Origin of the sequence: Lacisediminihabitans changchengi, assembly GCF_016634425.1 — a bacterium.
Taxonomy (GTDB): Bacteria; Actinomycetota; Actinomycetes; order Actinomycetales; family Microbacteriaceae; genus Lacisediminihabitans; species Lacisediminihabitans changchengi.
In genome coordinates this window covers 169,144-190,598 of record NZ_JAEPES010000006.1, presented here as the reverse complement: position 1 = coordinate 190,598, position 21,455 = coordinate 169,144, and the positions used below count along the sequence as shown (strand labels likewise).

At 67.2% G+C, this 21,455-nt stretch carries 20 protein-coding genes; 8 read left to right on the top strand and 12 right to left on the bottom strand.

Annotated elements, in window-relative coordinates; genetic code table 11:
- Nucleotides 1-473: 473 nt before the first annotated feature.
- Together IV501_RS15915 and IV501_RS15910 are read right to left on the bottom strand one after the other, a co-directional pair.
- Nucleotides 474-1,625: a cystathionine gamma-synthase gene (locus tag IV501_RS15915; RefSeq protein ID WP_200557303.1), complete on the bottom strand. Its 1,152-nt coding sequence runs from the start codon at nucleotides 1,623-1,625 to the stop codon at nucleotides 474-476.
- 75 nt (nucleotides 1,626-1,700) lie between these two features.
- The gene (locus IV501_RS15910) at nucleotides 1,701-3,065 is read right to left on the bottom strand and encodes a cystathionine beta-synthase (protein ID WP_200557302.1); all 1,365 of its coding nucleotides are present in this window, start codon (nucleotides 3,063-3,065) and stop codon (nucleotides 1,701-1,703) included.
- A 227-nt stretch (nucleotides 3,066-3,292) separates the two neighbouring features.
- Here IV501_RS15910 and IV501_RS15905 point away from each other — a divergent pair, with 227 nt between their 5' ends.
- On the top strand, nucleotides 3,293-4,129 hold the full coding sequence (locus IV501_RS15905) for an alpha/beta fold hydrolase (protein ID WP_200557301.1): 837 nt from the start codon (nucleotides 3,293-3,295) through the stop codon (nucleotides 4,127-4,129).
- A gap of 83 nt (nucleotides 4,130-4,212) precedes the next feature.
- Here IV501_RS15905 and IV501_RS15900 read toward each other — a convergent pair whose 3' ends face one another.
- The 8 genes from IV501_RS15900 to IV501_RS15865 form a co-directional block, all read right to left on the bottom strand.
- Nucleotides 4,213-6,072: an ABC transporter ATP-binding protein gene (locus IV501_RS15900; RefSeq protein WP_307812358.1), complete on the bottom strand. Its 1,860-nt coding sequence runs from the start codon at nucleotides 6,070-6,072 to the stop codon at nucleotides 4,213-4,215.
- Nucleotides 6,073-6,142: 70 nt separating this feature from the next.
- Nucleotides 6,143-6,985, bottom strand: coding sequence for an HpcH/HpaI aldolase/citrate lyase family protein (locus IV501_RS15895; protein ID WP_200557299.1), 843 nt, complete (start codon nucleotides 6,983-6,985; stop codon nucleotides 6,143-6,145).
- A 122-nt stretch (nucleotides 6,986-7,107) separates the two neighbouring features.
- Nucleotides 7,108-7,491: a 50S ribosomal protein L7/L12 gene (gene rplL / locus IV501_RS15890; protein WP_200557298.1), complete on the bottom strand. Its 384-nt coding sequence runs from the start codon at nucleotides 7,489-7,491 to the stop codon at nucleotides 7,108-7,110.
- A 50-nt stretch (nucleotides 7,492-7,541) separates the two neighbouring features.
- Nucleotides 7,542-8,057 (bottom strand): 50S ribosomal protein L10, encoded by a 516-nt coding sequence (gene rplJ / locus IV501_RS15885; RefSeq protein ID WP_200557297.1) that lies wholly within the window; start codon nucleotides 8,055-8,057, stop codon nucleotides 7,542-7,544.
- A 260-nt stretch (nucleotides 8,058-8,317) separates the two neighbouring features.
- Nucleotides 8,318-9,190: a hypothetical protein gene (locus IV501_RS15880; RefSeq protein ID WP_200557296.1), complete on the bottom strand. Its 873-nt coding sequence runs from the start codon at nucleotides 9,188-9,190 to the stop codon at nucleotides 8,318-8,320.
- Nucleotides 9,183-10,028: an NAD-dependent epimerase/dehydratase family protein gene (locus IV501_RS15875; protein WP_200557295.1), complete on the bottom strand. Its 846-nt coding sequence runs from the start codon at nucleotides 10,026-10,028 to the stop codon at nucleotides 9,183-9,185. Before IV501_RS15875 ends, IV501_RS15880 begins: the two co-directional genes overlap by 8 nt.
- An 82-nt stretch (nucleotides 10,029-10,110) precedes the next feature.
- Nucleotides 10,111-11,586 (bottom strand): sensor histidine kinase, encoded by a 1,476-nt coding sequence (locus tag IV501_RS15870; RefSeq protein ID WP_200557294.1) that lies wholly within the window; start codon nucleotides 11,584-11,586, stop codon nucleotides 10,111-10,113.
- A complete protein-coding gene (locus tag IV501_RS15865; RefSeq protein ID WP_307812357.1) occupies nucleotides 11,583-12,329 on the bottom strand; it encodes a response regulator transcription factor in 747 nt (248 codons plus the stop codon). The genes IV501_RS15870 and IV501_RS15865 overlap by 4 nt, the downstream gene beginning before the upstream one ends.
- A 155-nt stretch (nucleotides 12,330-12,484) precedes the next feature.
- On the opposite strand from IV501_RS15865, the gene IV501_RS16460 reads away from it, so the two are divergent.
- From IV501_RS16460 to IV501_RS15830, 7 genes are all read left to right on the top strand, one after another.
- A complete protein-coding gene (locus IV501_RS16460; RefSeq protein WP_200557293.1) occupies nucleotides 12,485-13,795 on the top strand; it encodes an efflux RND transporter periplasmic adaptor subunit in 1,311 nt (436 codons plus the stop codon).
- Nucleotides 13,795-14,514, top strand: coding sequence for an ABC transporter ATP-binding protein (locus IV501_RS15855; protein WP_200557292.1), 720 nt, complete (start codon nucleotides 13,795-13,797; stop codon nucleotides 14,512-14,514). Before IV501_RS16460 ends, IV501_RS15855 begins: the two co-directional genes overlap by 1 nt.
- A complete protein-coding gene (locus IV501_RS15850) occupies nucleotides 14,511-15,746 on the top strand; it encodes an ABC transporter permease (protein ID WP_200557291.1) in 1,236 nt (411 codons plus the stop codon). Before IV501_RS15855 ends, IV501_RS15850 begins: the two co-directional genes overlap by 4 nt.
- A gap of 29 nt (nucleotides 15,747-15,775) precedes the next feature.
- Nucleotides 15,776-16,291, top strand: coding sequence for a DUF5666 domain-containing protein (locus tag IV501_RS15845; RefSeq protein ID WP_200557290.1), 516 nt, complete (start codon nucleotides 15,776-15,778; stop codon nucleotides 16,289-16,291).
- A gap of 82 nt (nucleotides 16,292-16,373) precedes the next feature.
- Entirely contained in the window at nucleotides 16,374-17,861 is a 1,488-nt protein-coding gene (locus IV501_RS15840) for an efflux RND transporter periplasmic adaptor subunit (protein ID WP_200557289.1), read from the top strand.
- A 78-nt stretch (nucleotides 17,862-17,939) separates the two neighbouring features.
- Nucleotides 17,940-18,533, top strand: coding sequence for a DUF5666 domain-containing protein (locus tag IV501_RS15835; protein WP_200557288.1), 594 nt, complete (start codon nucleotides 17,940-17,942; stop codon nucleotides 18,531-18,533).
- A gap of 109 nt (nucleotides 18,534-18,642) precedes the next feature.
- Nucleotides 18,643-19,266, top strand: a complete 624-nt coding sequence (locus IV501_RS15830; RefSeq protein WP_200557287.1) for a YqaJ viral recombinase family protein — start codon at nucleotides 18,643-18,645, stop codon at nucleotides 19,264-19,266.
- Nucleotides 19,267-19,275: 9 nt separating this feature from the next.
- Here the strand turns inward: IV501_RS15830 and IV501_RS15825 are convergent, their stop codons facing one another.
- A complete protein-coding gene (locus tag IV501_RS15825; RefSeq protein WP_200557286.1) occupies nucleotides 19,276-20,295 on the bottom strand; it encodes a sugar phosphate isomerase/epimerase family protein in 1,020 nt (339 codons plus the stop codon).
- Entirely contained in the window at nucleotides 20,292-21,452 is a 1,161-nt protein-coding gene (locus IV501_RS15820; RefSeq protein ID WP_200557285.1) for a Gfo/Idh/MocA family protein, read from the bottom strand. The genes IV501_RS15825 and IV501_RS15820 overlap by 4 nt, the downstream gene beginning before the upstream one ends.
- Nucleotides 21,453-21,455: the final 3 nt, after the last annotated feature.

Below are 21,455 nucleotides of genomic sequence, written 5' to 3'. Positions count from 1 at the left end.
CAGCCGAGCGGGGAGCGCGCGCGGGGTGCGGCACCGACACGTGCGACGCCTCGTTCTTTGGTCCGCGAACGGGGCATCCCCACAACCGTGCCGCAGTGGTGTGACTGAAGAACTGATCCGGCCGAAGGAGCGTTTCGTACCCGCGGCACCGAGTCACGATCCCGAGCTCGGGGAGGTGTCGAGGCACACGTACCCCCGCGAAGGGCCGAGCGAGGTCAGGGCCGCGCATCCGCCCCTCGCCGACGCCGGCTGAACGGCCCTCGGCCGTCGAGAACGCGCGGGAGTGCAGAGGAGCGGGGAGCGAGGTTCGGCTGCGCATGACGACAGCGTGGACCACAACGGGAGTGCACAGCATTCGTTATCCACAGCGCGAGCGGCGGCCGAACTGCACTGCGCATCGAGTTGTCACAGATCGACCTCACGCCCGGGGCGAAGGATCGATCTGTGACAACTCGAGGGGAAAGTAGCGGGAGCTACAGTCGGGCGAGACCCTCGAGCAGATCGGCGGTGAGGTCGTCGACACCCTCGATGCCGACCGAGAGCCGCACGAGGTTCTCCGGTACGGCGAGCGCGGTGCCGCGCACGGACGCGTGGGTCATCTCGGTCGGGTAGCCGATCAGCGACTCGACCCCGCCGAGCGACTCGGCCAGCTGGAACAGGCTCGTCGACTCGGCGAACGTGCGTGCCGCGGCCGGGCCGCCGGCGAGCTGCAGAGACAGCATCCCCCCGAAACCGCGCATCTGGCGTGCGGCGAGGTCGTGGCCGGGGTGGTCGGCGAGGCCCGGGTAGTAGACCCGCTCGACGGCCGGATGCGCCACCAGCGTCTCGGCGATGGCCTGCGCGTTCGAGGAGTGCTTCTCCATGCGCAAGGCCAGGGTCTTGATTCCGCGGACGGTGAGCCAGGCATCCATCGGCCCGGAGACGGCACCGACCGCGAACTGCAGGAAGCGCACCTTCTCGGCGAGTTCGTCATCGGCGATGACCAGGCCGCCGCCGAGCACGTCGGAGTGACCGCCCAGGTACTTGGTGGTGGAGTGAGAGACGGCGTCAGCACCGAAGGCGAGCGGGTTCTGCAGATACGGCGAGGCGAAGGTGTTGTCGACGACGACGATCGCTCCCGCAGCGTGACCGATCTCGACCAGAGCGGCGATGTCGCTGATCTTCATCAGCGGGTTACTGGGGGTCTCTACCCACAGCACACGGGTCTTCGGAGTGACCGCGGCGCGCACGGCGTCGAGGTTCATCATCTCTACGGTGTCGAGCTCGATGCCCCACGAGGTGAACGTGCGGTCGATGAGGCGGTGGGTTCCGCCATACACGTCGTTGCCCATGACGATGTGATCGCCGGGCTTCAGCACCGCTCGCAGCAGCGTGTCTTCTGCCGCGAGCCCCGAGGCGAAGCTGAAACCGTGCGCCCCACCCTCGAGATCGGCCAGGAGCGTCTCGAGGGATGAACGCGTGGGGTTAGCGCTGCGGGCGTACTCGTACCCACCGCGGAACCCACCGATGCCGTCTTGAACAAAGGTGGAGGTCTGATAAATCGGGGGGATCACCGATCCGGTTGATGGATCGAACTCCTGCCCGACGTGGATTGCGCGGGTGGAGAAGTCATGGCTGTCAGACACAGGGGTACCGATTTCGTCGAGGTCGGGAAAAGGGGCGTGGTGAAAAAGGTCGAGCTGGGAAGAAATAGGGAGCGATCAGTCGGAGAGGAAGGTGAGCAGGTCTTGACGGGTGATGACGGCTACTGGCTTGCCGTCCTGGGTGACGAGCAGGGCATCCGCCTTGCTCAGTGACGCTCGGGCGACACTGATCGCCTCATGTACCCCGATCAAACCGAGCGGTTGCCCGATAAATTTCCCTACTGGGTCGGTCATCTGGGCGTCACCACCGAAGACGGCTTCGAGCAGGGCTCGCTCGTCGAGCGCACCGACCACTTCGCCGATCACGACCGGCGGCTCCGCGGTGAGCACCGGCAATTGCGAGACGCCGTACTTGGACATGATCTCGATGGCGTCACGCACGGTGTCCGAGGGATGCACGTGCACGAGATCCGGGATCGCCCCGGCCTTCTCCTGCACGATGTCGGCCACCGTCTTCTCGTCGGAGACCTGCGTGAAGCCGTACGACTGCATCCACTTGTCATTGAAGACCTTGCCCAGGTAGCCGCGGCCGCCATCGGGCAGCAGCACGACCATCACGGCGTCGGCGGGCAGATCGCGCGCGGCCTTCAGTGCGGAGGCGACGGCCAATCCGCTGGAGCCGCCGACCAGCAGCCCCTCTTCCCGGGCGAGCCGCCGGGTGAAGTCGAACGACTCGGCGTCGGACGATGCGATGATCTCGTCGACGACGGATCCGTCATAGGCCTCGGGCCAGAAGTCTTCCCCGACTCCCTCGACCAGGTATGGCCGCCCGGTGCCGCCCGAGTAGACCGAGCCCTCGGGATCCGCGCCGATGATGCGCACCGCGCCATGCGACACCTCCTTGAGGTACTTTCCGACGCCGCTGATCGTGCCGCCGGTACCGACGCCGGCGACGAAGTGCGTCACCAGACCTTCGGTGTCGCGCCAGATCTCGGGGCCGGTGGTCTCATAGTGGCTCAGTGGCCCGTTCGGGTTCGAGTATTGGTTCGGTTTGAACGCGCCCGGGATCTCGCGGGCGAGTCGATCGGAAACCGAATAGTACGACTCGGGACTGCTCGGCTCCACGGCGGTGGGGGTTACCACGATCTCGGCGCCGTACGCGCGGAGCACGTTGCGCTTCTCCTCGCCGACCTTGTCGGGGAGCACGAAGACACATCGGTAACCGCGCTGCTGGGCGACGAGTGCCAGGCCGATGCCGGTGTTGCCGGAGGTCGGTTCGACGATGGTGCCGCCGGGCTTTAGCAAGCCGTCCCGCTCGGCAGCATCGATGATGCGGGTAGCGATCCGATCCTTCGATGAGCCGCCGGGGTTGAGGTACTCGACCTTGACCAGCACGGTCGCCACGATCCCCTCGGTGACGCTGTTCAACTTGACGAGGGGGGTGTTTCCGACGAGGTCGATGACACTGTTGGCGTACTTCATGGTGCTGCCAATCTACCGGCGGCACGGTGGAGATTACGCAGGGTGGTTAACCAGTGGCGCAAATGTCGAAAGGCGTACAAATGACTGATGCAATGACTGGGCAACCGGAGCACTCTCGATGTGGGCCCGCAAACGAGGTGGTCCCGATCGTGCCCTCACATGGGGGCACCAGCACCCATCAGTTGTGCCGAGCGCTGCTTGGTTCGACGTGAACCCGGAGGTTGATCATGCCGTTTGTGACCACAGACGATGGCGTAGAGATTTACTACAAGGACTGGGGCAGCCCCGACGCCCAGCCCATCGTCTTCCATCACGGTTGGCCGCTGTCTGCTGACGACTGGGACGGGCAGATGCTGTTCTTCCACGCCAATGGGTACCGGGTAATTGCGTCCGATCGTCGAGGCCATGGGCGGTCGACCCAGGTCAGCACCGGCAACGACATGGACCACTATGCGAGCGACGTGAACGCCGTGGTCGAGCACCTCGACCTGCACAACGCCATCCACATCGGCCATTCCACCGGGGGAGGCCAGGCCACACGATACGTCGCCAAGTATGGCGAACCGCAGGGCCGGGTGGCGAAACTCATCCTGGTCTGCGCCATCCCCCCGCTGATGGTGCAGACCGACGCGAACCCCGACGGGACTCCCCTCTCGGTCTTCGACGGATACCGCGAAGCGCTGGCGGCCAACCGTGCAGAGTTCTACCAGGCAGTCGCTTCGGGGCCGTTCTACGGCTTCAACCGCCCCGGTGCCACGGTCTCCCAGCCCGTGATCGACAATTGGTGGCGTCAGGGCATGATGGGCAGCGCGCTGGCGGGCTATGAGGGCATCAAGGCGTTCTCCGAGACCGACCAGACCGATGACCTCAAGGCGATCACCGTTCCGGTTCTCGTCGCTCAGGGCGACGACGATCAGATCGTTCCATACAAGGACGCCTCCTTGAAGCAGCACGAACTGCTTCAGAACTCCACCCTCAAGATCTACGAGGGGTTCCCCCACGGCATGCTCACGACCCACGCGGACGTGCTCAACCCCGACCTCCTCGCCTTCATCAAGCAGTAACTCCGCTCTCTCCAACGGCGCATCCGAGGGAAACCTCGGATGCGCCGTCGTTGCGTCAGCGCTGTCAGGTCGGCGCGGAGGGGTCAGCGCAGCGCTATCTGCTCCGCGTGCAACCGCGCGTAAACTCCCCCGGCGCTGATCAATTCCGAGTGGGTACCGCGCTCAACGATGCGGCCGCCGTCGACGACGAAGATGACGTCTGCCCCGACCACCGTCGACAGCCGATGAGCGATCGCAATGGTCGTACGACCTCGGGATGCCGTGTCGAGCGCCTGCTGCACGACCCGTTCCGAGATGGAGTCCAACGCGCTCGTCGCCTCGTCGAGAATGAGCACGCCCGGGTCTTTCAGCAGCACCCTGGCGATCGCGATCCGCTGCTTCTCGCCTCCGGAGAGGCGGTAGCCGCGTTCCCCCACCACCGTCTCGTACCGGTCGGGGAACGACGCGATGGTGTCGTGGATGTTCGCGGCGCGGGCAGCAGCCTCGAGCTCGGCATCGCTCGAATCGGGCTTCGCGTAGCGCAGGTTCTCGGCGATCGTCGCGTGAAACAGGTAGGTCTCCTGGCTGACGATCCCGATATTGGAGATCAGCGATTCCTGCTCGAGGTCGCGCACATCGGTGTCGGCGAACCGCACGGTACCCCCCGATGCCTCGTACAGCCGCGGGACGAGATATGACACGGTCGTCTTGCCTGCGCCCGAGGGTCCGACGAAGGCTGCGTACTGCCCGGGCTGGATCTCGAACGAGAGCCCCTTGAGGGTCGGCGGTGTCTCGTCGCCGGCATCCGGATACCGGAAGACAACGTCATCGAACGCGACGTGCCCCACCCGTGACTGCTGCACCGGGCGTGCGGCCGGGCGGTCGACGATCGCGGGCTTCAGATCGAAGTACTCGAAGATGCGCGCGAACAGTGCCTGCGAGGTCTGCAGGTCGAGGGCGACCCGCATGAGCCCGAGCAGCGGGAACATCAGACGGGCCTGCACCGTGGTGAAGGCGACGATCGTGCCGGCGGTGACCGGGACATCCCGCAGGATCAGCCATGCCGCGCAGAGGTAGATCACCGCGGGGATGATCGCGAGAAAGATCTGCACCATCGCGAAGAACCACTGGCCGCTCATCTGCTCACGCACCTGCAGCCCGATCTGGGTCTCGTTCTCCTTCGCGTACCGGTCGACCTCGGTGTTCTGCTGATTGAAGCTCTTGGCCAGCAGAATGCCGGAGACCGACAGCGTCTCTTGCGTGATTGCCGTCATGTCGCTGAGCGACTCCTGCGTCTTGGTGGCGATCTTGGCACGCACCCGGCCGACGCGGCGCTGGGCGATGACCAGGATCGGCATCAGGATGATCGCAACCACCGTGAGTTGCCAGGAGAGCACGAGCATCGACACGAATGCCGCGATCACGGTGACCGTATTGCCGAGCACGCTGGAGACGGTGTTGGTGAGCACGTTGGCCACACCGCCGACGTCGTTCTGCAACCGCGACTGGATGATTCCGGTCTTGGTTCTGGTGAAGAACGCGAGTTCCATCCGCTGGAGGTGGCTGAACAGGCGCACCCGCATCGCGCCCATCACCCTGTTTCCGACGGTGGCGGTGAGGTACGTCTGCCAGACGCCGAGCGCCGCCGAGGCGACAAAGATCAAGACCATCAGACCAACGATCTCGAGCAGCACCGGGAAGTTCGGGTGGCCGCTCTTCGGGAACAGCCCCATATCGAATGCGCGGGCGGTGAGCAGCGGCGGTAACACCGTGAGACCGGCGCCGATGATCACGAGAACGGCGGTCGTGATGAGCGCCGTCTTATGCGGAGCGAACAGAGCCGCGATGCGGGGCAACAGGTTCGGGATCTTCGGGGCCTGTGCGTTCGCGGCGCGCTGCGCATCCGCGTCTCCGCCGCTGATGCGGCCCCGCGGACCTGGATGCCCGCCACGCACTGTACTCACTAGATCACTGTACGCAGGGCCGCTGAGCTCGCGCGAACGCGATATCCCCCGAGCCGCAGTCCAGCAACAATCAGCGCGCCTCGACGCCGAACTCGCGGGCCAGTCGCTCGATCTTCTCTGCGCGACCGAGCCGGGGAAGGTCGCTACCATCGCGGATGGTGCGCCCTCGTGCCTCGAAGTCGGCCAGGAACGACTGCGCCCAGGCGACATCCGATCCGGTGGGGCTGATGACCTCGTTGATGACGGGCAACTGCGAGGTATCGAGGCAGAGCTTGCCGGTCATGCCGAGCGCGACCGTCATCTCTGACTGCTCCCGGAGCACCGGATGACTGCTGCCGACCGTCGGCCCGTCGATCGGACCGGGCAGATTGCCCACTCGACTGGCCACGACCAGGCGGGAGCGCGGGTAGGCCATGGCCAGGTCGTCGGCGCTCGCACCGGTGTCTCGGCGGTAGTCGCCGCTGCCGAAGGCGAGCCGGAACGCCCCCTTCGCCCGGGCGATGTCGGCCGCATCCTCGATTCCGAGCGCGGATTCGACCAGCGCGAGAACCGGGGTCGCGCTGCCGAGCCGGTGATAGGTCTCCGACACCTGCTCGGCGGACTCGGTTTTGGCGAGCATCACACCACGCAGACCCGGCAGGCCGCGCAGCCCGTCGACATCCCCACCCCAGAACTCGGTGTCGACACTGTTGATGCGCACCCAGGCGGAGGAGCCGGATGTCGCCAGCCATTCGGCGACGACCGCGCGGGCATCGTCCTTCAGCTTGGGATCGACGGCGTCTTCGAGGTCGAGGATGACCTGGTCTGCGCGCGACTCGACACTCGGCCCGAAGCGGTCGGACGCCGTCGCCGGCACCAGCAACCAGGAGCGGGAGATCTCGGCGGAGGGTCTGCGGCGAACGTCATTGCTCATGGCTTCCACCGTATCCGGTTGCGAGGAGCGCTCGGTCACGCTGACGTGCGCATGCAAAAAGGCGCCGCCCCCGGGGGGACGGCACCTTTCATGCTCGCAGTTGATGCCCTTGCGGGCGTCGACTACTTGAGGGTGACGGTTGCGCCGGCCTCTTCGAGCTGAGCCTTCGCCTTCTCGGCGGTCTCCTTGTTTGCGCCCTCGAGGACGGTGCTCGGGGCACCATCAACGACAGCCTTGGCCTCGCCGAGGCCGAGGCTCGTGAGCGCGCGGACCTCCTTGATGACCTGGATCTTCTTGTCGCCAGCGGCCTCGAGAACGACGTCGAACGAGTCCTTCTCCTCGACCTCTTCGACGGGAGCCGCGGGGCCACCGGCTGCAGCAACTGCAACGGGGGCGGCCGCGGTGACCTCGAAGACCTCTTCGAACTTCTTGACGAACTCGCTGAGCTCGATCAGGGTCAGCTCCTTGAAGCCCTCGATCAGTTCGTCGCTAGTCAGCTTTGCCATGATGTTTCTCCTAATTTCTTGTGTTGACTTACCGCAGTTCTAGGCAGGGCCTAGGAAGCGGAATCCTGCTTCTCACGCAGCGCGTCGACCGTGCGAACGGCCTTCGACAGCGGAGCGTTGAACAGATAGGCGGCGCCGAACAGCGAGGCCTTGAAGGCACCGGCCAGCTTGGCCAGCAGCACCTCCCGAGACTCGAGGTCAGCGAGCTTGTTGACCTCTTCGGCGGTCAGGGGGTTACCGTCGAAGTAACCACCCTTGATCACGAGAAGAGGGTTGGCCTTGGCGAAATCGCGCAGACCCTTCGCGACGGTGACCGGGTCACCGTGAACGAATGCGATTGCGGACGGCCCGACAAGCTCCTCGTCGAAAGACGAGATGCCAGCCGCGTTGGCCGCGATCTTGGTCAGCGTGTTCTTCACCACGGCGTAGGTTGCGTGCTCACTGAGGGACTTGCGCAGCGTCTTGAGCTGAGCGACAGTGAGCCCGCGGTACTCGGTGAGCAGAACGGCGGTCGAGTCGCGGAACTTGTCCGTCAGCTCGGCAACCGAAGCTTCCTTGTTCGCCATGTGGCTCCTTCGTTAGTGGTTCGTGCCAAGACCTACGCACTTAACGAAAAAAGCTCCGGCGCAAGCGCACGGAGCGAAACCCGGATCAAACAGAACGGGACTCTCAATACACCTGCGCAGGTCTTCGCTTGAGCGAACCTTCGACTGCTGTATCGAGATGGTCTGTTTCCAGGTGATCTGGTTCCAGAACTTCTCGGCACGGCAATAACCGGCGGTCTTTGGCTTCGTAAAGACTAAGTGACGGATGCCCGCGGCGCAAGTCAGTCGCGATCGGGCAACGCCGGCTCGATGAAGACCGGCGTGGTTGGCGGGAGAGGTCGTGGCTCGGCCCCTTCGACAGGCTCGGCCCCTTCGACGGGCTCGACCCCTTCGGCAGGCTCGGCCCCTTCGACGGGCTCGGCCCCTTCGACAGGCTCAGGGACCGTGCGGCCGGGCGGTCGGCGCCGCACCTGCAGCAGCACGAAGATGACGAGCAGGATCACGACGCCGCCGAGCACTCCCCCGGCCACAAGCAGACCGTTCGGGCCGCCGGCATCCGTCGTCGGTGTCGGCGCGGCGGGCACAGTCTTCTGATAGGCCGTGATTGCCGTGGCCACCGCGACGCCAGAGGTTCCGGTGACCAGCGGAGTGATCGTGGTGCCATCACTGGCGAACCAGGCCGAGTGGCTGTCATCCCGAATCAGCACGGTACCGGTCGGGGCTTTCGCGAGCGCGCTCACCAGGGCCGGGCCGAGATCGAAGTCTGCGAGCTCGGGGGCGTCGTTGTCAGAATCGCTGTCGGGGTTGATCCAGACCGTGGCGAGTCCGACCGGCTGATCCTTCACGGTGATCGGCGCGACCCACGTGTTGGTCAGCTCGGTCGGTGCATCGGTCTTCTCGCCGGACAGGAACGACGACGTCCAGGAGAAGACGCGATGGATGCCGCCGACCGTGGTCGTGTCGTCGAACGCGATGCCAGAGCCCTTCTTGGCCCCCGGGCCGTAGAGCGTCTCGACCCGCGGGACGAGCCCCGTCGCGAAGTACTGCGCCACCGGTTCTGGCACGGTCGGCTCGGGGAGCGCGAATGCCGCCTGGCCAGCACCGATCGTCAGGCAAACGGCTATCGCCAGAACTGCGAAGAGTCGCCTACGCACCGTCGCGCCAGGAGTGCTCCGGCTCGTACCCGAGAACGCGCCGCGCCTTGTCAATCGACAGCAGGGTCTCGTGCTCGCCGAGCTCCTTGGTGACGGTGACCGACGGAAACACCTCCGCCGCGAGCGCGGCGCTCGACCGGCTCATCACCGTGTCGGCCGCGGCGATGATGAAGACGTCGAAGCCCGGGTTGCTCGCGAGCAGGGCTCGCTCGATCGCCTGGGCGCCATCGCGGCCGTCGATGTAACCCCACGCATTCCACTTGCGCAGGAGCGGGTCGGCGTCGAAGGAGGGGAACTCCGCGTAGTCGGCCGGATCCATCACATTGGAGAAGCGGAGCGCTGTGACGCTCAGCTCCGGGTCCCAGCGGGTGAGCTTCAGCGCCAACTGCTCCTCGAGGTGCTTGGTGAGCGAGTACATCGACTCCGGCCGGGTCTCGTAGTCCTCGTCGACCGGCAAATAGGGCGGTGGAACATCGAATGGCAGCCCGAGAACGGTCTCGCTCGACGCCGTGACGATGGTGCGGATGCCGGCGCGACGCGCGCCCTGCAGCACGTTGAAGGTCGCATTCATGTTGTTGTGGAAGGCCTGGGCGTCGGGCACGAGTCCCGGCGCCGGCACGGCCCCGAGGTGCACGACCGCGTCGAGTCCGTCGTGCACTCCGTCGATGCCGGCCAGGGCATCCGCCACCTGGCCGTAGTCGGTCAGATCGATGCGGACGAAGCCGGGCGCACGCTCACCGACCGTGTCGAGGGCGACGACCTGGTGGCCTGATTCGCGAAGACGGATGACGACCGTACGGCCGAGTTTTCCGTTCGCGCCGGTGACGGCGATGCGCATGGGGCTTCCTTACCTATAGCGGGCTTCCCAGTTTCTCACCGCGCGCCCTCCATCGCGCGCGCTCCCCTCTCGCGCCCCGAAATCAGGAGCCGAGCGGCAGTGTCACCCGAAACTCGGTGCGCCCCGGCACACTTGCGACCGTCACCGTGCCACCGTGCCCCTCGATGACCGCGCTGACGATGGCAAGCCCCAGCCCGGTCGAACCTAGCCCCGTGGATCCGGCGGCCCGCGAGCGCGAGCTGTCGCCGCGGGCGAAGCGCTCGAACAGCACCAGCTGCAGGCCGTCGGGGATGCCCGGGCCGTCATCGACGACGCTCACGAGCGCATTTTCCGCATCCATCGACAGCGCCACGGTCACCGCGGTGCCGGCGGGCGTGTGCACGCGGGCGTTGGCGAGCAGATTGGCCAGCACCTGATGGAGCCGCTGCTGGTCGCCCATCATGACCACGGGCTCTTCGGGCAGATCGATCGACCAGGAGTGATCGGGGCCGGCCGCGTGCGCGTCGCTCACCGCGTCGATGAGCAGGCGCGAGAGGTCGAGTTGGTTCCGCTCCAGGTCGCGACCCTCATCGAGGCGGGCGAGCAGCAGCAGGTCTTCGACGAGCGAGGTCATGCGGGTGGCCTCGGACTCCACGCGTCCGATCGAATGCACCACGTCATCCGGAAGCTCGTGGTTGCCGCGTCGGGTGAGCTCGGCGTAGCCGCGGATCGAGGCGAGCGGGGTGCGCAGCTCGTGGCTGGCGTCGGCGACGAACTTGCGCACTTTGTTCTCGCTGGCCTGGCGTGCGGTGAGGGCGGATGCCACGTGCCCGAGCATCGAGTTGATAGCGGCACCGACCTGCCCGACCTCCGTGCGCGGGTCGGCGTCGGAGGCGGGGACGCGCGCCTCGAGGGCGACCTCGCCGCGGTCGAGCGGGAGTTTGGAGACGTGGGTAGCGGTGGAGACGACGCGCTCGAGGGGGCGAAGGGCGATCTGCACCAGCAACCGTCCGACGAAGAAGGCGACGACGAGAACCACGATCACGATTCCGGCGATTACGGCGAGCAGAAGATAGACGGTGGACTGCGTCGAGGCGAGCGGCAGGCCGCTGGCGACGATGTCGCCGTCGGGAAGCGTGGTCACGAGAACCCGGTACTGGCCGAGGCTGCCGCCGAGGTTGACGGTCTGCGCGTCAGTGTCGGCCGTCACGGAGAGCACCGTCTTCACCTGGGATGCCGTGAGTGTGCGGTTGGTCCCGATCTGGTCGAGATAACCCGCCCGCTCCAGCACACCGTCACGGACGACTACGAAGATCGTCTCCACATTCTGACCCGGACCCCCCGGGGAATTAGCCGGCGGGGCGGACGGGCCCTGCCCCTGATTCTGCTGGAAATCCTGCGCGCGGCGGGAAGATCCTTCGAGCTGCGCGTCGAGCTTGCTCATCAGCACACCCTGCAGCGTGAGGGCGCTGACCAGTCCGATCACGATCGAGCCGACGGCGAGGAGGGCGATGAAGCTGAATACCAGGCGGCGGCGGAGGGTCCACGGTGCGCGCACGCGGTTCGCGAGCGAGGTCATCCTGCTGCTTTGATCATGTAGCCGACCCCACGCACGGTGTGGATCATCGGCTCGGCACCGGCGTCGATCTTCTTACGCAGGTAGGAGATGTAGATCTCGACGATGCTTGAGCGCCCGCCGAAATCGTACGACCAGACCCGGTCGAGAATCTGGGCCTTGCTCATCACGCGGCGCGGGTTGCGCATGAGAAAGCGCAGCAGCTCGAATTCGGTGGCGGTCAGCTCGATGAGCCGCCCCTCGCGGCGCACCTCGTAGCTCTCCTCGTCGAGCACGAGGTCGCCGACGCGCAGCTGCGGGTCGGAGGAGTCCGCCACCACGATGGTGGACCGACGGATGAGCCCGCGCAGTCGCGCCACGAGTTCCTCGAGGCTGAACGGCTTGGTGACGTAGTCGTCGCCGCCGGCGGTGAGCCCGGCGATGCGATCGTCCAGAGCGTCCTTAGCGGTGAGGAAGAGGATGGGGGTGTCGTGTCCGTCGTCGCGGAGCCGCTTGAGCACGGCCAGGCCGTCGATATCGGGCAACATGACGTCGAGCACGACGACATCCGGTTGGAACTCGCGAATGAGCTGGATGGCGCCGCGGCCCTCGGCCGCTGTGCGCACCTCCCAGCCTTCGTAGCGCAGCGCCATGCTGAGCAGATCGCTGAGCGTGGCCTCGTCGTCGACGACCACCACCCGCACGGGTGAGCCGTCGGCACGGCGGAGTTTGGGAAGCGCGGTGGCGGGTGCAGTGTTGTCGGTCACCTCTCCTACTATCGCGAGTTTTCTATGAACCGCCTATGTTTCGCCCAAACCTTCTCTGAGACCCGTCTGGTCGCTCGAAGAGCCGATCACAACTCATGGGTGGCCTTTAGCGCGTCCATACGGTTTACATAGGTTCGCTCTGCACGGTGGCCACTATGAACAGATCCCGCCGCATAGCCGTCAACGCCTCGTTGGCCGTCGTCGCGCTTGGAGCCCTCGTCGGGGGCTACTTTCTCGTCGCCAACCCCTTCGCCACGAGTTCCGCCTCTGCGACGCAGCTCACCTCCACGGTGAAAGAGGGAGCGGTGTCGAGCAGCATCACGGCGAGCGGCTCGATCGCTCCGGTGCGCGAGGTCGCAGCATCCTTCGCGGTCTCCGGCACCATCGCCACCGTCGACACCACGCTCGGGGCCACCGTCACCGCCGGCCAGGTGATCGGAACTCTCGACACCACCGACCTCGCCGCGGCCGTGACCACGGCCACCAACACCCTGGCCGCCGCGAACTCGCAGCTAAGCAGCGCGAAGAGCAGTCTGGCCGCCGCGACGGCGAGCGCTGCAGCCGGGGGCACAGACCAGACCAGCTCAGCGCAGGGACAGGTGACCTCGGCACAGTCCAGCGTCTCCGAGGCGACGGATGCCCTGGCCACCGCCAAAGAAAACCTCGCCTCCGCGACGTTGACGGCCCCCATCACGGGCCTCGTCACCGCCGTGAACGGCACCGTCGGCGGCAGCGCCAACGGCGCCGCCTCGAGCAGCTCCTCGAGTAGTTCCTCGAGCAGCATTTCCTCCGGCGCGGCGAGCGCCGGAAGCGGCACCACGGCGACAACGACGAGCAGTGGTTTCGTCACGATCGCCGACGTCAGTTCGCTGACGATGACCGCGGCCATCGCCGAGGCGGACATCGCGTCTGTGACCGTCGGCCAGGCGGCATCCGTCACCTTCCCGGCCCTCCCCGCTGTGGACGGCACGGGCGTGACCGCCACGGCGAAGGTCACCGCCATCTCGCCCACGGCGACCACCAGCAACTCGGTCGTCACCTACGCCACCACGATCACGCTCGACGCGATCCCGACCGGCTTGCGACTCGGGCAGACCGCGAACGCCACCATCACCACCGCGAGTTCCGCGGCCACCTCGCTCTACGTGCCGACCGCCGCGATCACCTCCGCGAACGGAACATCCACCGTGAAGGTCGTGTCGTCCGGCGGTACCACCACCACCAAGACGGTCACCCTCGGCGTCGTGGGAGACACCGGCACGGAGATCAAGTCCGGGCTGAAGGTCGGCCAGACCGTGGTCATCGGAACTGTCGCGGCGTCGACCGGAACCACGGGGACGACGGGTACTACCGGGACGAGCAGGACAGGAACCGGCACGGGCGCGGGCACCCGGGGAACCTTTGGCGGCACAGGCGGCGGTGCCGGCGGAGCCCCGACCGGCGGCTTCGGCGGAGGGAACAACTGATGACGAACCTCGAGATCGATCGGCCGCCCGTTCTGCGGCTTCACGACATCCACCAGGTATACGGCGCCGGTGAGGCATCCGTTCACGCGCTCCGCGGCATCGACCTGGACGTGGCGCAGGGTGACTACGTCGCCATCATGGGCCCGTCCGGCTCCGGCAAGTCCACGCTGATGAACCTGCTCGGCTGCCTCGACATCGCCTCGCATGGCGTCTACGAGCTGGCCGGCCACGACGTGCGCAGCCTCACCGAGCGCGAGCTCGCCAAGGTGCGCAACGAGGAGATCGGCTTCGTCTTCCAGAGCTTCAACCTGGTGCCACGGATGACCGCGCTCGCGAACGTCGAGCTCCCGCTGATCTACGGCGGGGTGCGCCGCGCCGAGCGCCGCCGGTTGGCCCTCGAGGCGCTCGCGCTGGTCGGGCTGGCCGATCGCGCCGACCACCAGCCGCAGCAGCTCTCCGGTGGACAGCAGCAGCGCGTCGCCATCGCCCGCGCGCTCGTCACCTCCCCCACGCTGGTGCTCGCGGACGAACCCACCGGCAACCTCGACAGCGCGTCGACCGAGGAGATCCTCGACATCCTCGACTCGCTGGCGGATGCCGGGCGCACGATCGTGATCATCACGCACGAAGAGAACGTGGCCGAGCGCGCCCATCGCATCATCACCATCAGCGACGGACTGATCGTCCGCGACACGAGCACTGCAGGAGTCCTCCAGTGAGCTTCTTCGAGATCCTCCGCTCCGCGATGCGCGGCGTCACGGCCAACAAACTGCGCTCGGTGCTCACGCTGCTCGGCGTCACGATCGGCGTCGGCTCGGTCATCCTGCTGCTCGCGGTCGGCAATGGCTCGGCACAGACCGTGCAGAACGCGATCGCGGGCCTCGGCACGAATACGCTCACGGTGCGCCCCAGCCAGACCGGCGGCGGGGGTGGCGGGGGCGGCACCACGACCGCGTCGACCGCGGGGTCGAGCGTGAAGACGATCACCACGACGGTGGCCGATCAGCTCGCCAGCGCCGGACTCGGGCAGGTGAAGGAGGTCGTGCCGCAGGTGAGCACCAGCCTCACCGTGTCATCCACCACCACCTCGTCCACCGACGTCTCGGTGATCGGCTCGACCGCACAATACTTCGACGTGTCGACCGCCAAGGTCGCCTCGGGCGCGGCCTTCACCGCGGCGGATGTCACCACCTCCGCCAAGGTTGCGGTGATCGGTTCCGAGCTCGCGACCACCCTCTATCCCACCGGCTCGGCGCTCGGCAAGACGATTTCCGTGGACGGTTCCTCCTTCACCGTGGTCGGCATCCTGGCCACCCAGTCGAGCTCGGGATTCACCGACCCGAACACGGTAGTCGTCGCCCCGATCACGCGCATCCGGAAGTCGTACACCGGCTATGGCGCGGTCAGCACCCTGACAGTGCTGGCGACCAGTTCGGATGACGTGACGGCAGCGGAGGGCGAGGTCACCGTGATGCTCAACCAGCTTCTCGGCGTGACGGACACCAGCAACGAGCCGTTCACGGTCACCAACCAGAGCTCGCTGCTCGAGACGGCCGCGGCGAGCGCCACCAGCTTCACCGTGCTGCTCGGGGCGGTCGCCGCGATCAGCCTGCTCGTCGGCGGAATCGGCGTCACCAACGTGATGCTCGTCACCGTTACCGAGCGCACGCGGGAGATCGGCATCCGCAAGGCGCTGGGCGCGACGCAGGGCGCCATCCTTGGCCAGTTTCTCACCGAGGCCGCCACGCTCACCCTGCTCGGCGGGGTACTCGGTGTGATCGGCGCGGTGATCGGAACGCACTGGCAGATTAACGGCACCCAACCGGTGATCCTCGGCTACTCGATCCCGCTCGCCCTCGGCGTCTCGGTAGCGATCGGCGTGTTCTTCGGCGTCTATCCCGCAGCCCGCGCCGCCCGCATGCGGCCCATCCAGGCTCTTCGAGCCATCTGACCTCCCGACCAATCAGAAAGAAGCAGATCATGACGAACACCACTCCCCCGGCCGAGTCCGGCACCCCCACTCCGGTCACCCCGGCGGTCCCCGCGCAGAAGAGCACCTTCCGCCGCATCATCACCCCGGCCCTCGCCGCCGTCGCCGCCCTCGCCATCGGACTGTTCGGCGGCATCCTGATTAGCCACGGCACCTCGAGCAGCACCAGCCAGGCGCAGGGTGGGAACTTCGCCGGCGGGGTCGGCGGCGCGGAGGGAGGCGCCGGCCGGCCCGGCGGCGCGGGCGGCAACTTCACCGCCGGCACCATCACCGGCATCGACGGGGACACCATCACCCTGAAGCTGACCGACGGCTCGACCGTGAAGGTCACCTCCAGCTCCGACACCACGGTCACGACCTCGAAGACCTCCTCGGTCAGCGACCTGGCGAAGGGCGACACCATCACCGTTTCCGGCACGAAGGACAGCGACGGCAACGTCACGGCCACCACCGTGCGCGAGGGCGACATCGGGTTCGGCGCCGGAGCCGCGCCGGCCTCGAAATAAAGGTCGTCGCGGGCGGTTTCGCATCGGCCAACACGAAGCCCGTCCTTATGAATTACATAGCTTCTCTTGTCACCCTCACAACATGAGGATCTCCCGTCCGCTCGCGATCAATATCGCGCTCGGCACCGTCGTCGTCGCAGCGCTCGTCGCCGGCGTCATCGTTCTGCATCCGTTCGGCAGCGCGACTGCGTCATCCGGCCCCGATGCGAACACCGTGCAGCTGACCAGCACGGTGCAGAAAGGTGTCGTCAGCAGCACGATCACCGCCATCGGATCCCTCTCCCCCGGCAACGAGGTGACGTCGTCTTTTGCTGTTTCGGGAACGCTCACCAGCGTCGCCGTCTCGGTCGGTAGCACCGTCTCCGTCGGCCAGACGCTGGCAACCATCGACGCCACACCGCTGCAGAATGCACAGACCGCGGCGGCCATCCGACTCGCTGGTGCCGAACAGCAGGTGACGGATGCCCGGGCCGCCGTCACCGCTGCCTCGAAGGTCACCGCGACCACGGCAACGGCACCGGCAACGGGGTCAGCGCCAGCCTCGGCCGCACCCTCCTCCTCTGCACCAGCTTCGTCTGCACCAGCTTCGTCAGCACCGGTCTCGTCATCACCGGCCTCGTCATCACCGGCCTCGTCATCGCTGGCCTCGTCATCTACTCCCGCGCAGGCCGCTGCGGCCAAAGCGAGCGCCGTTGCCAGCGCTTCGAGCCAACTCGGCGCCGCGCAGGCGCAGGTCGTCACCGCCCAGTCCGCCTACGACGCCGCGACCGCAGCCCTCTCCTCCGCCACCCTCACCGCCCCGATCGCGGGAGTGGTCGTGGCAGTGAATGGGTCGGTCGGCGCGACCACCCAGGCTGGCAGCCGAGCCGAAGCGGTGACCCCGAGTGGGACGGCATCGAGTGGTGCGACATCCGGCTTCGTCACCGTCGCCGACACCTCGACCCTCACGATGACGGCGAACATCGCCGAGGCCGACATCGCCAAGGTGACCGTGGGGCAGGATGCGACGGTGCTGTTCCCGGCGCTCGGCACCGAGACCGCGCCAGCGAAGGTCACCGCGATCGCGCCGATCGCGACGACGAGCAACTCCGTGGTGACCTATGCGACCACCGTCGCCCTGACATCGGTGCCGACTGGACTGCGGCTCGGCGAAACCGCACGGGTGTCGATCACTACCCAGACCTCCACATCTGCCGTCCTGTACGTGCCGAACGCCGCAATCACCACGGCGAACGGAGTCTCGACCGTGAAGGTCGTCGGCAGCGATGGCACCACCACCGAGAAGACGGTCGCGCTCGGGATCGCCGGCGACGTCGGAACCGTCATTACCTCGGGACTCAGCGCGGGCGAGAAGGTCGTCATCGGCAGCGTCTCGACCGCGCCGAGCACCACGAACGGTGGCATCGGGACGGGACGCACCCGGTTCGGTGGCGGCTTCGGCGGCACAGGCGGGTTCGGCGGCGGCGGCTTCGGCGGGGGCGCTGGCGGTCGGTTCGGTGGCGCTGGCGGTGGCACTGGCGGGAGCGCTGGCGGGGGGACCGGCGCTCGGCCACCCGGCGGCAACAACTGACCTGGCCAACCCGCGGATTTTCTGGCCCGCACCTCAATTTTCTGACCCAATCACTACGAACGCCAACGGAGACCCATCATGACGATTCCCGACAACACCCCGCCCGCGGGTGAGCCCACTACGCCGGTGACACCGCCGGCTGCCGCGGCCCCGGTGGCCCAGCGCTGGACCCGCTTCATCACCCCCGTGCTCGCCGTCGTCGCCGCGCTCGTGATCGGGCTGTTCGGCGGCATCCTCATCGGTCAGAACAGCGGAAACCACGGCGGCCAGCAGGCCGGGTTCACCCGCCCGGGAAACGGAACCGGGCAGGGCGGTTACGGCGGCTTCGGCGGCCAGAACGGTCGGCCGGGCGGACCCGGCACCCAGGGCGGGCAGAACGGCGGAGGCCCGGGCGGTCAACGTCCTGGCGGCGCTGGCGGCTTCACGGCCGGAACCATCACCTCGGTCGACGGCGACACCATCACCATCAAGGCCCAGGACGGAAGCACCGTCAAGGTCACCACCTCGGGCGACACCACGGTGACGACCACCGAGAAGTCGTCGGTGAGCGACCTCAAATCGGGCGACACGATCATCGTGCGCGGTGAGAAGGACAGCAGCGGAGACGTGAAGGCCACCTCGGTCGCCGAGGGCCAGACTGGGTTCGGCCGCGGCCCCGCCGCGAGCAAGTAGCGATTCCGCCGGGTGAGTGGCGCCCGAGCGTCAACCCGAGGGCGCCTATCGAAACCCAGCAGGCCGCGGGGCGTCGGCGGATGCCGGGAGTGCGGGAGACAATGGACGGGTGACCGTGATCCAGCCCACCCTCGACCTCTGGGACGAGCCTGCGCCGGATCACCGTGACCGCATCGTCGCCCGCTCCGCCGACCGGGTGGCCTGGCTGAAGGCGCGCAGCCGCGGCGTCACCGCAACGGATGTCGCCCGCCTGTCGGGGCCGGCATCCGTTCGATCCGTGGCCAACGACAAACTCTTCGGCTACGGATTCGGCGGCAACGCCTACACCGACCACGGGCGGGCTCGCGAGCCGGAGATCGCCCGCTGGGTGGAGCGCAATCACGGCATCGTCTCCAGTGACGCGCTGTTCCACGCGGCCGGCGAGACCGAGCATCTCGCCACCCCCGATGGGCTCGCGCTGCGGACATCCGGTCACCTGGAGCTCGCCGAGATCAAGACGACGAGCTCGCGTTGGAAGTCGATCCCGCGCTCGTATCTGCGCCAGATCTGGTGGCAGCAGTATGTGCTCGGGGCCGAGCGCACGCTGCTGGTCTGGGAGCAGCACGACGACTTCGTGCCGATCTCGAGCGAGCCGGAGTGCCGCTGGATCGACCGCGACGAGAACGAGATCTACCAGCTGGTGCGCCTCGCCGACCAGGTGTTGCACCTGATGCGGGATGCCCGTAGCCGATAGTCGCAGCCGCTAGTCCTGATTGCTGAACGCGGCGTCGAAGGATGCCGTTGGCGTCTTCCAGAGCAGCGACCGCACGAAACCGACGGCCTCGGCCGCGCCGTGCAGCCGGTCCATGCCGGCGTCCTCCCACTCGACCGAGATCGGTCCGTCGTAGCCGATCGACCGGAGCGCCCGGAACGAGTCCTCCCACGGGACATCGCCGTGCCCGGTCGAGACGAAGTCCCACCCGCGGCGCGGGTCGCCCCACGGCAGGTGCGAACCGAGCACGCCGTAGCGTCCGTTGTTCGGGCGCAGCCGGGTGTCTTTGCAATCGACGTGGTAGATCCGGTCGGCGAAGTCGGTGATGAACGACACCGGGTCGATGTTCTGCCACATCATGTGGCTGGGATCCCAGTTGAGTCCGAAGGCCGCGCGGTGATCGATGGCCTCGAGCGCACGCACGGTCGACCAGTAGTCGTAGGCGATTTCGCTCGGGTGCACCTCGTGGGCGAACCGAACACCCTCGCCGTCGAAGACGTCGAGGATCGGGTTCCAGCGGGCGGCGAAGTCCTCGTAACCGCCGTCGATCACCGAGGCGGGCACCGGCGGGAACATGGCGACGTACTGCCAGATCTTCGACCCGGTGAAGCCGACGACGGTGTCCACACCCAGACGACGGGCCACCTTCGCGGTGAGCTTCAGTTCTTCGGCCGCGCGCTGCCGAACGCCCTCGGCGTCACCGTCGCCCCAGACCCGCGAGCCGACGATCGCCTGGTGCCGGAAGTCGATCGGATCGTCGCAGACCGCCTGGCCCTTCAGGTGGTTGGAGATCGCATAGACCTTCAGACCGTGCCGGTCGAGGATGTCGAGCCGCTCCTGCAGGTACGCATCGTCTTCGGCCGCGCGCCAGACATCCAGATGCTCACCGGATGCCGCGATCTCCAGCCCGTCGTAGCCCCAGCCACTGGCGAGCTCGGCAACCTGCTCGAGGGTGAGGTCTGCCCACTGCCCGGTGAACAGGGTGACGGGATGGGTGTCGTGCTGACTCACGGGGACTCCTCGGAATTGATGGAAGCGATGTCGACGGTACGCCCTGCATCGTCTGCGCTGGCGACGATCGCGGCGAGCACCCGCTGCACCGAGAGACCCTCCGCAAATGAGGGCCTGACCGGGGTGCCGTCGGCGATACCGACGAGCAGGTCACGCAGCTCGTGCACGAAGGAGTGCTCCCAGCCGAGCACGTGCCCCTGCGGCCACCAGGCGTCGACGTAGGGATGTTCGGGCTCGGTCACCAGGATGCGGCGAAAACCCTGCGTCTCGATCGGCTCGGTCGCGTCGAGAAACCACAGCTCGTTGATCTGCTCCAGATCGAAGCGCAGCGCTCCGGCTGAGCCGTAGAGCTCCACCGACAGCGCGTTCTTCTGCCCGGTCGCCACACGCGAGACCTCGAGGCTGCCCATCGCTCCGGACCCGAAGCTCAGCGTCGCCCACACCGCATCGTCGACGGTGACCGCCTCGATCCCGTGCGGCCCCGGGCGGGTCGGGACGAAGGTGTTCGTCGTCGCCGAGACCCGGGTGACCGGCTCGCCGAGCAGAAACTGCAGCTGGTCGACAGCGTGCGACGCCAGGTCGCCGAGGGCACCGGAGCCGGCCGTCTCTCGACGCAGGCGCCAGCTCATGGGGGCGTCGGCATCCGTCAGCCAGTCCTGCAGGTACGACACCCGCACCTGACGGATGTCGCCCACACGACCCTCGGCCACCAACCGGCGGGCGAGCGCCAGAGCTGGCACCCGACGGTAGTTGAACCCGACCATGCTCCGGATGCCGTCGCGCTCGGCGACGGCAGCGGCATCCGCCATTTCCTCGGCCTCGGCCAGGGTGTTGGCCAGCGGTTTCTCGACCAGCACGTGCTTGCCCGCGGCGAGCGCTGCGATGGCGATCTCGGCGTGCAGGTTGCCGGGCGTGCAGATGTCGACGATGTCGATGTCGTCGCGCTCGAGCACCGTGCGCCAATCTGTCGCCCATTCCGCCCAGCCCAGTCGACCTGCCGCCTCGGCAACCAGCTCGGGATCGCGGCCGACGATCACGCGTCGCTCGAAGGCGGGAACGTCGAACGCGGCGGAGACCTGCCGCCAGGCGTTCGAATGCGCGCGCCCCATGAAGGCATAACCGATCAGAGCGACCCCGAGCGGGCGCTGCAGCGTCATCGC